This window comes from Bradyrhizobium sp. USDA 4452, from assembly GCF_054063575.1.
Genome location: NZ_JBSSGK010000001.1, coordinates 2158959 through 2173242 on the forward strand (window position 1 = coordinate 2158959; position 14284 = coordinate 2173242).

Annotated in this window: 13 protein-coding genes and 1 pseudogene; 8 read left to right on the top strand and 6 right to left on the bottom strand. The window is 58.4% G+C overall.

What is annotated here, in order from left to right:
• Positions 1-163: 163 nt before the first annotated feature.
• Positions 164-379 (bottom strand): DUF6894 family protein, encoded by a 216-nt coding sequence (locus ACVISU_RS10250; RefSeq protein ID WP_456706862.1) that lies wholly within the window; start codon positions 377-379, stop codon positions 164-166.
• Between the two features lie 385 nt (positions 380-764).
• Between ACVISU_RS10250 and ACVISU_RS10255 the strand changes: the two genes are divergently transcribed.
• The gene (locus ACVISU_RS10255) at positions 765-1703 is read left to right on the top strand and encodes an FAD-dependent oxidoreductase (RefSeq protein ID WP_456706863.1); all 939 of its coding nucleotides are present in this window, start codon (positions 765-767) and stop codon (positions 1701-1703) included.
• 145 nt (positions 1704-1848) lie between these two features.
• Here the strand turns inward: ACVISU_RS10255 and ACVISU_RS10260 are convergent, their stop codons facing one another.
• The 5 genes from ACVISU_RS10260 to ACVISU_RS10280 form a co-directional block, all read right to left on the bottom strand.
• Positions 1849-3192, bottom strand: a complete 1344-nt coding sequence (locus ACVISU_RS10260) for a sensor histidine kinase (RefSeq protein ID WP_456706864.1) — start codon at positions 3190-3192, stop codon at positions 1849-1851.
• Between the two features lie 232 nt (positions 3193-3424).
• A complete protein-coding gene (locus tag ACVISU_RS10265) occupies positions 3425-5788 on the bottom strand; it encodes a PAS domain S-box protein (RefSeq protein WP_456706865.1) in 2364 nt (787 codons plus the stop codon).
• 353 nt (positions 5789-6141) lie between these two features.
• Positions 6142-6405, bottom strand: coding sequence for a hypothetical protein (locus ACVISU_RS10270; RefSeq protein WP_456706866.1), 264 nt, complete (start codon positions 6403-6405; stop codon positions 6142-6144).
• A gap of 137 nt (positions 6406-6542) precedes the next feature.
• The gene (locus ACVISU_RS10275; protein ID WP_456706867.1) at positions 6543-7193 is read right to left on the bottom strand and encodes a helix-turn-helix domain-containing protein; all 651 of its coding nucleotides are present in this window, start codon (positions 7191-7193) and stop codon (positions 6543-6545) included.
• Positions 7194-7395: 202 nt separating this feature from the next.
• Positions 7396-7569 carry a helix-turn-helix domain-containing protein gene (locus ACVISU_RS10280; protein ID WP_456710796.1) on the bottom strand — a complete coding sequence of 58 codons (174 nt, stop codon included), beginning with the start codon at positions 7567-7569 and terminating at the stop codon, positions 7396-7398.
• 29 nt (positions 7570-7598) lie between these two features.
• Between ACVISU_RS10280 and ACVISU_RS10285 the strand changes: the two genes are divergently transcribed.
• The 7 genes and pseudogenes from ACVISU_RS10285 to ACVISU_RS10315 form a co-directional block, all read left to right on the top strand.
• Positions 7599-8108, top strand: coding sequence for a recombinase family protein (locus tag ACVISU_RS10285; protein ID WP_456706868.1), 510 nt, complete (start codon positions 7599-7601; stop codon positions 8106-8108).
• A gap of 32 nt (positions 8109-8140) precedes the next feature.
• Positions 8141-8563 carry a zinc ribbon domain-containing protein gene (locus tag ACVISU_RS10290; RefSeq protein WP_456706869.1) on the top strand — a complete coding sequence of 141 codons (423 nt, stop codon included), beginning with the start codon at positions 8141-8143 and terminating at the stop codon, positions 8561-8563.
• 215 nt (positions 8564-8778) lie between these two features.
• Positions 8779-9012: a hypothetical protein gene (locus ACVISU_RS10295; protein ID WP_456706870.1), complete on the top strand. Its 234-nt coding sequence runs from the start codon at positions 8779-8781 to the stop codon at positions 9010-9012.
• Positions 9013-9481: 469 nt separating this feature from the next.
• Positions 9482-9697: a hypothetical protein gene (locus ACVISU_RS10300; protein WP_456706871.1), complete on the top strand. Its 216-nt coding sequence runs from the start codon at positions 9482-9484 to the stop codon at positions 9695-9697.
• A gap of 513 nt (positions 9698-10210) precedes the next feature.
• Entirely contained in the window at positions 10211-10414 is a 204-nt protein-coding gene (locus ACVISU_RS10305) for a DUF3606 domain-containing protein (RefSeq protein ID WP_456706872.1), read from the top strand.
• Positions 10415-10806: 392 nt separating this feature from the next.
• The gene (locus ACVISU_RS10310; RefSeq protein ID WP_456706873.1) at positions 10807-11985 is read left to right on the top strand and encodes a DUF2252 family protein; all 1179 of its coding nucleotides are present in this window, start codon (positions 10807-10809) and stop codon (positions 11983-11985) included.
• Positions 11986-13324: 1339 nt separating this feature from the next.
• Positions 13325-13546: pseudogene (locus ACVISU_RS10315) on the top strand (DUF3606 domain-containing protein); the annotation flags it as partial.
• Positions 13547-14284: the final 738 nt, after the last annotated feature.

Sequence of the window (14284 nt, forward strand, 5' to 3'; positions counted from 1 at the left end):
GAGAAAGCCTCGGAAGACTGGGGTTTTTTGTTCGCTTCGGATGCGAAGGTTGGGAAGTACGAAAATCCTCCTTTCGATTGTCGTTCCACGTTCTTGAGGCACGCTTCGGGACGACGTCGACGCGGGTCATGGCGCGGCTACGGTCTCGCCTCCTCATCTCCGTTCATCCGCGCCGGCCATCCCTTTTCGCAGACGACCGGATGCGAGCTTGGAAGCGGGGCTCAATCGCGCGCCTCCCTCGTCCTCCTGCCATGGAGGGCTGTTGAGCGGAAATCACCAAGCGGAAAAGCGGCCGGGAAAATTCGTCGGTGACTTCCATTTCCCAATCGCGGCCCGGCTTAAGTTTGCCGTCAACGTCTTGCAGCATCCGACCCGCCATGAACGTTGCCTCGCTCCAAGCAGCAAGTCGGTCTGCCAGCTCTTCCCCTCATGGTCGCGCGTGATCGTTTCGTGTCGAACGTGAAAGAAGTATTTCCTGGGGCGCGGTCTGGTCTCGCCCTACCAACATCATCAACAAGAACCAGAGCATCGGGGGCGGCAGACCAGGCTCTCGATATCAGAAAGCCGAGCCAGGCCGCGATCCGCTACGAACAGCAATTGACTAGGAAGCTGCATGAATCGGCGATCAGCCGCCAAAGACATCCCGTCGGACTTGCAGAGCGGTTGGCGAACAAGGTCACGCGGCCCTAGGACAGCGTAGTGGTCATGGCCCCCGCCGCGTGTTAATCTTGGTCATCGCCATTGTATGTCGAGGGCTTTGCACCATGATTAGCAAGGCCGACGCGATTATTGTTGGTTCTGGCGCATTGGGCGCGGCGACTGCCTACTACCTCAGCAAACGCAAAGGTCTCAGCGTCGCTCTGATCGATAAGCATGAGATCGGATCGCAAACGTCACCCCGCGCGGCAGGCATGGTGAGCTGCGTTCGCAAAGGCGACTTAATGATCGGCCTCATCAAGGACGCATGTCGGAAGATCGAAACGTTCACGGAAGAAACCGGGCAGCCTCTAGATTGGGTGCACTCGCGCAGCCTCAGAATCGCACGTCGCCCGCAAGACGCGCAGGTTATCAAGGGCGACCTTGAGCGAGGTCGCCGCATGGGCCTTGATGTCGAGTTGGTCTCTCCAGAGGAGGCCAATCGGCTCAATCCATTCTTGAAGCCGACAGGCGTTGAAGCGGCGATGAGGATAGGTGACGACAGATACTTCGACCCGGCGCAGGTTGCCATTGGCTTCGCCAAGGCCGTCTGCGACTATGTCCATAACCGGCTCGAGTTCGGCTATCACCATGCGCGCTGCGATCGAACAGCCGCGGAGGGACATGACGAACAACGAGGCGTATGCCGGGATTTTACTCATCTAGCCATCACACTTTGTCGATGCCTCAACATTCCCGCTCGTTATTGCACAGGTTATCTCGGCGACATTGGTGTCCCAAAAGATCCTGCCCCAATGGACTTCAGTGCTTGTTTTGAAGCCTATCTTGGCGGCCGATGGTACACCTTCGATGCTCGACACAATCATCCGCGCATCGGTCGTATTGTGATTGCGCGAGGTCGCGATGCTGCGGACGTTGCTATATCGACGGCCTTTGGACCCGCGCAACTGTCGAGCTTTGCCATCATCACCGAAGAACGCTCCACGCCAAAAGAGCAGCAGACCTGCAATCATGCTCCCCCTGAACGCGAGGCAGCGTTTGCCTGATTGGGATATTCCTGCGCCTTGACACTCCAGCGCCTGCTCAGCTTTACCGGCCAGGTGATCGCAGAACGCTCGCCGCTGCGGTTCACATTGAGCTCCAAGGAATCCGTGAGCGTACCTTGAGGAGCAGGTCGTCGCCGACATACGATCAAAGCGGAAAACTAATCCGGCACACCATCCCCTCGGGACGCCAATCAAAAGTCACGGCTCCCTTTCGCTCGACAGCCATTACCTGAATGATTTTGCTACCAAAGCCTGTATGGCTCGGCGCCTCCACTTTCGGACCATTGCTCTCAGCCCAGACAAGCTGCAACTTCCGGTCGGAATCGGACCACGTCACGTCAATACAGCCGTGGCTTGTGGATAGAGCGCCGTATTTAGAAGCGTTCGTCACCAATTCGTGGACGACAATGGCAATCGCTTGCGCCAGGTCCGGTTCAAGCAATACTTGCGGTCCGTTCGTGCGAACCCGATCATTCGCGCCAAATGAATAGGGGGCCATCTCCTGCTTCAGGATCAGCGTCAGTTCCGCTCCGATCCAGCGACTCGCTGCAAAAAGCGAATGAACGTTCGCGAGAGCCTGGATGCGTCCCTGCACCGACTGTTTTAGTTCATCGACAGAATCGGCCCGCGACAGATTGACCATAGCGCTCACATTGGCGAGCACATTCTTGCTTCGGTGCTCGGCCTCCCGTGCAAGTACGGAAATTCGCTCCTGTACGCGTTTCTGCTCGGTAATGTCGCGAGCGATCTTAGAAGCGCCAACGATAACGCCCGCTATGTTTTTGATAGGAGAAACAGTCAAAGAAACCACAATCTGCGTACCATCTTTACGCTGACGAATTGTCTCGAAATGTTCGATGCGTTCTCCGCGCCGTACCTTTGACAGTATTTCCCGTTCCTCAGCATGGCGGCTTTCCGGAATGACGATTGTAATGGGCTGTCCGATTGCCTCCGCCGCCATGTAACCGAACGCGCGTTCGGCACCTTCGTTCCAGCTCGAGATGATGCCATCCAAAGTTTTGCTTACGATGATGTCATCGCTTGAGTGGACTATCGAGGCAAGTAATCTCAGCTGCTCTTCGCTATCGCGAAGCGCGTTCTCGATCTCTCTGCGCTCAGTAATATCAGTGTTCGTTCCGCACCAACGAATTATCTGGCCCGCGGAATCACGAAATGGAAGCGCTTGCGCAAGAAACCATCGATAAGTGCCGTCCCTACCCCGCAACGGAAACGTGTCTTCCCACGGCGTCCCGTTTGCGAATGACACTTTCATCTTCGCGACGACGCGATCCACATGGTCTGGGTGATGAACCTTCTGCCAACCCCAGCCTCGCATCTGTTCGAAATCAGTGCCCGTGTACTCGTACCAGCGACGATTGTACCAATATCTGTCGCCGGAGGCGTCTGCGATCCACGCAAGTTGTGGGATGGCGTCGACCAACGCGGCAAGCGCAATCCGACTAAGCCCATCCAAACGATCGTCCGACATCCGCCCTCGCTCGTGCCATCTCCTCTCTCTACGACGGCCGCAGTTAAAGACGAGAGATGGCTCGGTTGGGACATTTTTACCCCAAAAGAGGCCGCTTTTAAATACTTGCAGCTCCTTATTGCCTGAGGGGCCCGCGCGACTGGCTGGTCATTGACGACAAATGCCGCGGGCGGCGGACGGCAGGGAGATGCGCCCGGCGGGCTATGTTAGCCATCAAGCGAGGCAAATCTAGTCAGCGAAGGTTCTTCATCGCATTTTCCAACCCCTGGCGGAGAGACTCTGGGGTGTAAGGCTTCACGATTAATAGCGCGCCCAGTCGTGCGGCTTCAGCTTTTACTCCGCTGTCACCTGTTGCGAGAACCAAGCGTAGATCGGGCCGACGCGCCTGGACGTCCCTTGCGAGCTGCAGTCCCGAGACTCCAGGAAGGCCGACATCCGTAAGTAAAACGTCCACAGGTTGCTCATCAAGGATCTTCAGGGCCTCCTGTGCCGTGCTGGCCTCTTTTACCTCGCACCCGATGTCGCTCAGCATCTCCGTCGTCGTTAGGCGGATGAGCGGGTCGTCTTCGACGAGCAACACGGTCGCATCCCTAATAGTCTTTGCATGGGCCGAGTGTTGTGACCCTTGAGCCACGCGCCGTTGAGCTTGATTCGCCAATACGTGTCTGATTTTCCGCGCGAGTGCCTCGCGCGTGTAAGGCTTGGCCAGGAGCTCCACCCCGGGATCGAGCCGTCCGCCGTGCACGATGGCGTTCTGCGTGTAGCCGGATGTGAATAGTACGGCGACGTTGGGCAATCGCTCCTTGGCCTTTCGCGCCAAGGCCGGGCTACGCAGGCTGCCGGGCATCATCACGTCGGTGAATATCAGGTCTATCGGAATGCCACTGTCCACGACGACGAGTGCGCTTGCCGCATCTCGCGCCTTAACCACGCGGTAGCCGAGCTCGCTGAGCATCGAGACCGCAACCTCGCGAACCTCATCGTCATCTTCAACCACGAGTACGGTTTCCTCTCCGCCTCGAACCTCACCGGCCGGAGCCCCGATTAGCGTGTCTTCGCTCGCTACCGCTCGCGGGAAGTATAGTTTGACCGTAGTCCCGGCACCGACCTCGCTGTAGATTTTAACGTGTCCGCCGGACTGCTTGAGGAAGCCGTAAACCATAGCGAGGCCGAGGCCCGTGCCCTTGTCCTCCGTCTTGGTTGTGAAGAATGGTTCATAGACACGTTCCAGAATATCTGGCGGAATGCCGACGCCGGTATCGGTGACCGCGATCATCACGTATTGCCCCGCAGACAATTCGTCATGCTGGCGGACATATTCGTCGTCGAGGAAGGCATTGCTTGCCTCGATCGTGAGCCGGCCTTCGCCATTCATGGCGTCGCGAGCGTTGATTGCGAGGTTCAAGACCGCATTTTCCAGTTGATCTGGATCGACGAGGCTGTTCCACAGTCCACCCGCGACCACCGTTTCGACTTCGATCTCTCCACCGAGGGCGCGACGAAGCATCTCGTCCATGTTCTTGATGAGACGGCCGGCGTTCACAACTCTTGGCTCCAACGGCTGTCGCCTCGCGAAGGCAAGCAATTGAGAGGCAAGTTTCGCGCCGCGGGCGACACCGCCGAGGGCGTTTTGGACCCGCATCTCGGCCCGGGGATTGCCCACTATGTCTTTGCTCAGCAGTTGCAGGTTTCCACCGATGACCTGGAGCAAGTTATTGAAGTCGTGAGCAACGCCACCGGTGAGCTGCCCGATCGCTTCCAGCTTCTGCGAGCGGATCATGGTCGCCTGCGCAGCGTGCAGCGCGGCTTCCGCCTCGCGCCGTTCGGTGACATCTCGTGTAATCTTGGCAAAGCCGAGGAGGGTGCCTGTTTCGTCCCGTATTGCGTCGATTACGACGTGTGCCCAGAACACAGTGCCGTCCTTTCGGACCCGTTGGCCTTCGTGCTCCCAGCGTCCGTTTTGCGTTGCCGTCTCCAGGCCAATCCGCGGCAGCCCAGCGGCGCGGTCGGCTTCCGTGTAGAAGTCGGAAAAGTGCCGGCCTATGATCTCTTCAGGGGCATAACCTTTAATGTGCTGCGCGCCGGCGTTCCAACTCGCCACGTGGCCGCTGGTATCTAGCATGAAGATGGCGTAGTCGGTAACACTTTGAACCAGCAATCGGAACTGTTCTTCGCTTTCGCGCAGCTTTGTCTCGGCAGCCTTTCGCTCGGTCAAGTCGCGGGTGATTTTGGCGAAGCCGACAAGCTCTCCCTGAGGCGAGCGGATCGCGTCGATGACAACATGCGCCCAGAACTGAGAGCCGTCCTTGCGAACGCGCCAGCCTTCGCGCTCGAAACGACCGGTACGCTCGGCCTCTGCCAGCGCTTTTGCAGGCACGTTCTGCGACCGTTCAGCATCTGTGTAAAAGGTCGAGAAATGTCGACCAATGATCTCATCCGCTTCATACCCCTTGAAGCGCCTGGCGCCGGGGTTCCAACTGGTCACGCGACCCTCGCGATCCAGCATGTAGATCGCGTAATCAGTGATTGCTTCGACGAGAAGACGGTACCGGTCGTCGCTAGTCTGTGCGGCTTCGAAGCGGTTTGAGGTGTCCATGCCAATCCTATCCCTGACCCCTCGGGTTAGGACCTAATTTAGAGAAACACCGCCCGATCAATTCGGTTCCGTAGAAATGGTGCGGTACTGAAAAGAGCCACCGATTGCGCAAGGGCAGCATCCTGTTCTTGATGGCAGGTATCCGCGACCACCGCCACCTCAAGCATGATAGGCTTCGTGTATGGGATGTTATGGAAGAAGTCAGCCGCTGGCCGACCAAAGGAAGGTGACCCAGCTTCCCGCGCCAGGACACTAGGCTGCGGTGCCGCACTGGTCAGGTAGGGATCGACGAACTGATCTGCTGAACCGTCCCTCGATGATTTTGGCAGCTGCCTCCACCCTGCACATTCTTTTCATTCTTGTCGATCTTCATCGGCCTTCGTCAACTCGGTAAGAAACCGAGTTCGAGCAGATGGCCGCGCAGCCGCCCAGGCCATCCGGAGCACCTGAATTTCCGTCGCCTCTCCCGAAGCGGCTTGCATCCCATCTCGAATTCGCTTCCTCACTTCAGGATCTGCCATTCGCTCCTTGGTAAGCCTGCTTATTTCGGCACTACGCGAGCGCATAAGTTCTGCCATGCGAGCTTTGGTTTCAGGCGAGTGTTTCCGCTTGATCATGCATATTCTCCGTCGTCTTAATGGACGCCTACGTGTGGCTTTTTGTATTTAATTCCAGAACTTTGCGTACGAACCACCCACACCGGTCGGGTGGTCGGGGCGTCCTAGACTTTCGCCCCCCCGGGCCTCCGCGCCCGTCACCCTTGCGATCGCGCCAGGCTGCGCGCCGCAAACACCACGCTGCGAAGCGTCTGATCGTCCAAATTGCCCTGACGCTCGAGTCTGGTGAGCCGTTGGCGCTGGTTGTCATTCATATCGCCCAGAACAAGCCAGCCATCATAGCCAATCCTTTGAGCTATCCGATGTTGAATGACCTCCACGGACTCCTGCTTTGCCTGGAAGGCCTTGAGGCGGGCTTCCACGCCCTCGAAGGAGCCTTTTGTGCGTGAATGTTTATCTGAAGGTTCTATGGAAGGTTTGTACCGCAGGCTCTGCGGCGTGGGCTCTCGACATTTTGCGGCCTGGTCGGACCGCAAGCCGAGCGCTTGCGAACCCATTTCTGTCCCCTCTCGTTGGTCTGCGTGCATGGCCAGGCTATAGCGATAGCCAGCGTAGTGCCCCCGTCGCTTTGGCATGGCTTCTCGCTTGATGAGCTTTAGCTCCTCTAGTGCATTTGAATGACGCTGAACGGAATCAACGGACTGCTCGGTGTCCCTGGCGAGCCTCTCCTGGGAAGACCAACAGACTCCGTCCGCGTCCGCGTAGTTGGCAAGCGCAAGCAAAACTGCTTTGCGCCTCGCTGATCCGGTTTTCTGCTTGATCGCCCAGGCGGTGGCTTGCCAACTCATAGGCATCGATCCACTGCTGCACGAATTGCGCTAACCGCTTCTTTTTGTTTGGGGAAGGTGCCCAACGGTTGGTCGCCCCGGTCGAACGCATCGAACTCATTCCGACCAATGCGAACAAAGCGTCCGAGTCGCTCACGCCCCAGATATACCGAATATGTTTTCGGCTCTTCGTCCGAATGATCGCTTGATGGGTCAGGGAGCTTTATCTGCACGACTGACGCTCCACGGATCCGCCGCAGGTGTTCGCTTCGATCCAGCCAATTAGATCGCGTCGGCGGTATCGGACGGCGCGGCCAACCTGCACAAACGGCGGACCGGCGCTTCGGAGACGCCACGACTGCAGCGTGCGAATGGAGAGGTTCAGAATTTCGGCTATTCGAGCAGCACGGAGCGACCTTCGTCTCCGTGACTCAGTCCTTCAATACCAAAGACGCCATGGGCCGCATGGCCTTGAACATCCTGATCACGTTTGCCCAGTTCGAACGGGAGGTTATCGGTGAGCGCATCCGTGACAAGGTTGCCGCGTCCCGCAAGCGTGGCAAATGGATGGGAGGCTGGACACCCCTCGGCTACGAGGTCCGCGATCGCAAGCTACTCGTCCATGAGCAAGATGCTGAACGGGTGCGGTCAATTTTTCAACGTTTCGTCCAACTTAAGTCGGCAACGCTGCTGGCTCGCGAACTCGTCGCCGCCGGCGCGAAAAACCGATACGGCCACGTGCTCGACAAGGGCGTCCTGTACAAGATCCTTCACAACAGGGTCTATATCGGCGAAGCCGTGCACAAAGGCACATCTTATCCCGGCGAGCACGAAGCGATTATCGATCGCAAGCTCTGGGACCAGGTGCATGGCATCTTGAAGGAGAGCCCCCGCAAGCGGGCGAACAATGCCGCGCGCGATCGCCAGCGCTGCTGAGAGGCCTCCTCTTCGCTCCTGACGGGGCAGCCATGACGCCAACCAACACACGGAAATCTGGCCGGCTCTACCGCTACTACATCAGCCAGACAGCTCTGAAGCAGGGCAGGTCCGACTGTCCGGTCAGAATGGTGCCGGCTGCCGAGATCGAGCGTATCGTCGTTGATCAAGTTCGCCTTCTACTCCAAACGCCTGAGGTGATCGTGCAGACTTGGCGTGCAGCCCGCAAGCAGCGCAAGGACGTTACTGAAAACGAAGTCCGCGACGCGCTAGTCGGGTTTGACGAATTATGGAATGAGCTATTCCCGGCCGAGCAAGCTCGCATTGTTGAGCTGTTCGTTGAACGTGCCGATATTAGGTCTAACAGTCTGGACACCACCCTTAGGGTTGAGGGGCTCACTTCATTAACCGCCCAACTCACTACACAGCCAAACCTCCTACAGGCCGCGGAATGACTCGCCCAGCTCCCATCACCATCGGCTCACCCGGCCGCCCCAGATTGAGCCGTGATGGACGCTCGATTGTTGTGAGCATCCCAATTGCGCTCCGCCGACAGGGAGGTCGGAAGCGCGTTGTTACCCCGGCTGACGCATCGCCCTGGTCCCCGGCTCCCACACGCATCGACAACACCATGATCAAGGCGCACGTTCGCGCTCATCGATGGCGGGGCATGATCGAGTCGAACCTATTTACTTCAGTCCGCGAATTGGCAAAGGCCGAGAAGATCAACGAATCCTACCTCTGCCGGGTGCTCCGCCTGACGCTGCTCTCGCCAACGCTCACGGAAGCAATTCTCAACGGCCAACAACCCGTCGGGCTTGACCTGGCAAAATTGCTCAAGTCGCTTCCAGTCGAGTGGGACCAGCAAGAACCTCTCTTGCAGCAGATGGCCGCACGTGACTAGCTGAACGCAAGCCATTCCATGCCGCACGGCGATTTACAGCGATTGCAGTGCGCCGGCTGCCCGAACGTACTCGTCAATTGCCAGTCTTGAGCCTCATTGCTCCACTGGATCGTTGCGTGACAAACAATGTCATCTGAGCCGCAACGATCGCACACCGGTGTGTATCTTTGAGGCGGATCCGCGCGCTGGCCGGGCGTTTCGGCGAGCAGATGGAAAGGATTGATCAGCAGTGTCCGCCGCATGTGGCCGGTCCCGCCCTGTGAGCCTGTGACTAATTTACGTTCGTTAGCTTCCTTCGAAAGCCCGAACCTCGTTGTGCGACGCAATTGTGCACCGTTCACGACGATCGCTCTCTGACCGACGTACCGTCAGAGCTTAGGAAGATGAGCGCGATCCTTTCGGCGGATCTGCCGCCGGCCAGGTGTATGTCGTAAAAGGAACCGTCGAGCTCGAGGCTTGTTTTGCTTCTATGAGCGAGCCGCTGCCAGTCCTCGTGGAGAAGTCCATTCAGATCGCCTGGGACTTCCTCGAGCGCTCCGGCGAAATCACAGACGCAGCCGACGCGAGCCGCTTCCTTCTCCGAAATATCGACGACATGGCGCGGGCTGGTGAGCATCGGCCGCTGATGCTTGCGAACAACGCCATTGACGCTTACCGGCGCTACAAGCGTCTGCTCGCGGCATGATCAACCCCAATTGTCCGATCTGCGGCGGTCTGGGCTGGGTCTGCGAAAACCATCCACTCCTAGCCTGGACGAAAGACCCGAGGGGTTGCCAGTGTGGCGCAGGCATGAGATGCGCGTGCAACAGCTCCGATGATATTGATCAGGGCGTAGCGGAGCCAGATGTGAGCGGGGTTCTCTCGGAGACCCACCCAGGAAGAACTAGCGTGCTTCTTGCGACGGTGAGGCCTGGTTGATCGGCCGGAGTCAGGTGCCCCCGCGCTGCGCTTTACTCGCGATCAGGCCCTTGGGTTTCTCCAGCTGTGACGCCTTTCGAGCGATCGAAGCTGGCTGACCTTCCAAATCAGACCGAGGCTGACGCGAACGGCGTTTGAACTTGAGATTTGCCTTTTACACGCGCTTTTGCCGATAGGTCCGGTCGCTTCCATACTGCTTTTGCAGTGCCCGCACCTGCTCAAGGAAGCGGCGGCCGGTTCCTACTTAGGAACGGAGCGCCCGATCCCGGGTTATTCGGGAATGGACGGCCTTACAAAGAAAGATCAGTTTGAGCGTTCAAAGATCAACGTGCACGCGCCTGATCAAATGAAATGCTGGGCTCACGCGCTCGGTGTCTCAAAGGAAGAGCTTCGTAAGGCGGTCGATAAAGTCGGGAATTCTGCTGCGGCCGTCCGCAAGGAGCTGGAGGCGAGCCATGACGAGAGAGCAAGAAGTCAGCTCTGAATGTGCACACGAAGCACGAAGACAGGCCGCTCTTCTTCCGCCCGGCCCGATTAGAGACGCACTGCTGGAGAAGGCTCACCAGTACGAATTGGCCTCAAAGACTGATTTGCATCACGATGCCGAAGAACCGACCCTGGGATCCCGCTGAAGACGGCACTCTGCAAAAGCTCATCGCTGAAGGCCGTTACGCCGTCGACATTGCCGTGGAGATGAACCGAAGTGAAGCCGCGGTGCGGCCCAGAGCTAAGGTTCTTGGGCTAAGGTTCGCCACCGCGCCGCGGAGGCGCCGGCCCCGGTAATGCGCAGCCCGCCATCTCAAGCCGGCGGAACTTTAACGCTGCCGTGAAGTTCCATCCGGCGGAACCTATTTCGGTTGGGCTGGAGAGGTTTGTGTGAGCAACCAGGATTCGACGCGGCAAGGCATTCTAAAGACACAACAAACGCTGAAGATGGCCCGTTCGGCCCACGCTTATGTTCGCGGAAGCACGGTCAAGTTCTATGAGTGGCTGGACGCTCAACGACGAGGCACTTTGCCGGAGGGGCCTCCGGTCTGGATCTGCGGCGATTGTCACGCAGGCAATTTGGGGCCTCTGGCGGACGCAGATGGCAAGATACGGGTACAGATACGTGATCTTGACCAGACCGTGATTGGCAATCCGTCTCACGACCTGATCCGCCTGGCTTTGTCGCTCACGACAGCCTCGCGGGGCTCCAACCTACCCGGTGTCACCGCGGCCAAGATGATGGAAGCAATGATCGCAGGCTATGAGGAGGCGCTTCGTTCAGAAGACGATTTGCGCGACATGCCGAAAACAATCCGCCTGGTGGTGCGGCAGTCAGCACGGCGCACCTGGAAGCAACTCGCTGAAGAGCGGATCCGAAACACAAAACCCACGATCCCGCTAGGCAAAAAGTTTCTTTCGATATCGGACTCGGAACGCCAACGAATCAAGAAGCTGTTTGCAACTAGCCCCCTTCAGCATCTGATCACAACGCTCAAATCGCGCAAGGATGATTGCCGGCTCAAAGTCGCCGATGCTGCTTACTGGGTAAAGGGCTGCAGCTCGCTTGGGCTTTTGCGCTACGCCGTTTTGGTCAAAGTCGGATCAGGCCGGTCGGCCGAATACGCGTTGATGGATATCAAGGAAGCGGTGACGGCATCGGCTCCGCGGTACAAGAAGACTCGCATGCCCAAGTCGAATGGCGACCGAGTCGTCGAGGGAGCTAAAAATCTTTCGCCAAACCTGGGAGAACGGATGGTGGCCGGCAGTATCGGAAACCGCTCGGTATTCATTCGGGAGCTGCTGCCGCAAGATTTGAAATTCGATTTCGATTCTATGGCTCAAGATGAAGCTGAGGATGTTGCTAAGTATCTAGCGACGGTCGTGGGCAAGGCACATGGGCGCCAGATGGACGGTGCAGAGCGAAAGCGATGGCTTCGAACGCTTGCCGGATCCAAGAGCAAGTCGCTGGACGCGCCAAGTTGGCTCTGGAGCAGCGTCGTTTCCTTGGTTGCGTCGCACGAAGCAGCTTATCTTGAACACTGTCGTCGATTTGCTTTGGTGGCCTAGACGCAAAGTGGCCACACCATCGGGTCAGATTTGGCGCCTGAGGGAAGCCGCATTCACAATTTTGAAACGATTCGCGTTCGCCCATCGAATGTTATGGAATACGCCGACTGATAAGCTTTGCGACCAAACCTTATCGGTCACATCTTGGCTCCCCACTAACATTGGTCGAGTCCGCTGAACCGTCCAGTGGCATGCTGTGCCAACAAAAAGGATCCCTGTTGGGTTTATGGTGCGCTCGGAGGGCGTTCGACGGGCAATTGCAGGACGATCAAAGTTCCCGCAAGCTAACGCACGATATAGAAACTTTCTACCCGACCCGACAGTTTACATCCCATCACCGCTTGATGACCATGCGCTGTCCCTTCCGTTGGAGGGCGGGAGCGCGGTGATGGCGTTCTCATCACCGATGGGAGCCACGGATCGTGCGTCGTCGTTTCAAACAGTCTCAATCCCTCCATGAACGCCTCTGCGACGAAGCGCAGCGCCTCAGAGCGATGGCTCAGGAATTGCCGATTGGCGAGGCCAAGCATGCCGCTCTTAAAAAGGCCAGACAGGCGGAGACCGCATCCAATATAGAGGAGTGGCTCCGATCTCCCGGCTTGCAGCCGCCGACATGAGCGAGGGAGCCATGAACGATGATACTCGGTCAGCACAAGCTTCGCAGGCATGGCGGCGAAGTCTAAATCGCCTTGCGGAGTGGATGGCGCGCGGCAATCGACGTCCGGAGCCGTCACGTCCGGTTGACTCGGCTCGCACCGAAACCCCGAGCCGGACGGAAGTCCCCTCACGGCAGCCCTCACGGCCGCGCCAGTGAGGCCCGCCTCAAGATGGGCGCCGTCCGCCGAGCGGACTGGCCTACACCTTGCGGGGGTGAGTCCGAATATAAGACGTGTCCTGCCGAAGTGGAGTCCGTGATCAGCAATCCGGGCAGCTATCGCCGATGCCCCGGGCAATCTCGTCGAGCGCTGCGATGCAGGCCTCCGGCGACGCTCCGGGGAAAGGATTACGCCACGCCTCCGCCCTCGCCCGGTTCCAAGCGTCGGGGTCAGCGCGGTCGATCCGGTGGCCATGGTGCGGGCATTCGACGACAGCGCCCTCGTCGATCAGGGTTCCCAATGCCCAGCCTGCAAGCGTCCTATAGGCAGGACGAGCAGCATTCAGCGGAAGTTTACGTTGGGGCTTGCTTGGCATGGTGCGGGCTCGCGACTCAAATGGTGCCCGCCGAATATAGCACCGAGGTCAACAGGCCGACCCCAGAGCTAGAGTTTTGCCCGCTATCCGCGTTGGAACCGAGAGGCCCCGGCCTTGTTTCGAGCTTCAAGAACACAGCGGGAGGCGCTTAGCAGCAAAGAAAAAGCAGACAGCACGCGGTCGCAATCAGGATCGGGCGCGCGTTGCTGGCGGTCAGAAGTATGAGGTCGATCACGAGGCCAAGAAGACGCGCCGGTCCACGCCTGCAATCAAGAAGACCATCAAGAAGGTCGGCAATCTGCGCACGCGGATCGAGACAAGCCTCGGCTTCGCAAAACCCAAGAAGGCGAGGAAATCGTCGAAGCGTTAGGAACGTCCCCCGAGACAGCACCGTTCCCAACTTCAGCTCTAGGTCAGCACCTGAGCCGTCGGCCCCAGCCCCTTGCGCCTCCCGGGGGACTGGGACCGACTTCGCGCGCAGAGACTAGCGCCCCTCGGTAGTCATGGAGCGTGTGATCGAGCACAAACCTGAGAACCATCACAGAGCCGTTGAAGTGTGGCGCATCCTGATTGCGATAGCAGCCACCGCCGCGGTGGCTTTCAGCGCCTACTTTGTCCTTCGCTTTATTATCGCCAGTGCTTGAGCGATCCGCGGTCACGATTTTCATCGGCGTTAGTTTCAAAATTCCCTTCACGACATTGAAATGTATGCCGAGGAACGTTGATTGCTCGGCTCCGTTGGCCCTTCGCAAAGACACGGAGAATGCAAAATGAAGAAACTGTTGATTGCAGTCGCGACGACCACCCTCGTGTGTGGCCCGGCTTTCGCGCAAGGCACCGGACCGCAGCCCCAGACTGAGAGGCCTGGCATGAACAACATGGAGCGAGGCTCCATGGGCAACACGGATCGAAGGTCCAGAACCAGCGGCACGGTTGGAATGAGCAACGACAGGTCGCGGCGTGGAACGGTAGCTCCCGACGCATCGGGTCAAGGCGGCTCCGGCCCGGGCAGCGATCAGGGCGGCACTCGGACAGCGCCTCATCGCTGAATAGGTGCAAGTTAGTCCAAAAGGCCCCGGCGCTCTTGCGCGTTGGGGCCTTTTACTTG

Bases quoted from the DNA above. Each gene is read 5' to 3' on its own strand.
- ACVISU_RS10295 (WP_456706870.1), top strand. From the start codon at position 8,779: ATGATCGAGTCGAACCTATTTACTTCAGTCCGCGAATTGGCAAAGGCC.
- ACVISU_RS10275 (WP_456706867.1), bottom strand. From the start codon at position 7,193: ATGAGTTGGCAAGCCACCGCCTGGGCGATCAAGCAGAAAACCGGATCA.
- ACVISU_RS10250 (WP_456706862.1), bottom strand. From the start codon at position 379: ATGGCGGGTCGGATGCTGCAAGACGTTGACGGCAAACTTAAGCCGGGC.
- ACVISU_RS10300 (WP_456706871.1), top strand. From the start codon at position 9,482: ATGAGCGAGCCGCTGCCAGTCCTCGTGGAGAAGTCCATTCAGATCGCC.
- ACVISU_RS10265 (WP_456706865.1), bottom strand. From the start codon at position 5,788: ATGGACACCTCAAACCGCTTCGAAGCCGCACAGACTAGCGACGACCGG.
- ACVISU_RS10255 (WP_456706863.1), top strand. From the start codon at position 765: ATGATTAGCAAGGCCGACGCGATTATTGTTGGTTCTGGCGCATTGGGC.
- ACVISU_RS10290 (WP_456706869.1), top strand. From the start codon at position 8,141: ATGACGCCAACCAACACACGGAAATCTGGCCGGCTCTACCGCTACTAC.
- ACVISU_RS10305 (WP_456706872.1), top strand. From the start codon at position 10,211: ATGGACGGCCTTACAAAGAAAGATCAGTTTGAGCGTTCAAAGATCAAC.
- ACVISU_RS10270 (WP_456706866.1), bottom strand. From the start codon at position 6,405: ATGATCAAGCGGAAACACTCGCCTGAAACCAAAGCTCGCATGGCAGAA.
- ACVISU_RS10260 (WP_456706864.1), bottom strand. From the start codon at position 3,192: ATGTCGGACGATCGTTTGGATGGGCTTAGTCGGATTGCGCTTGCCGCG.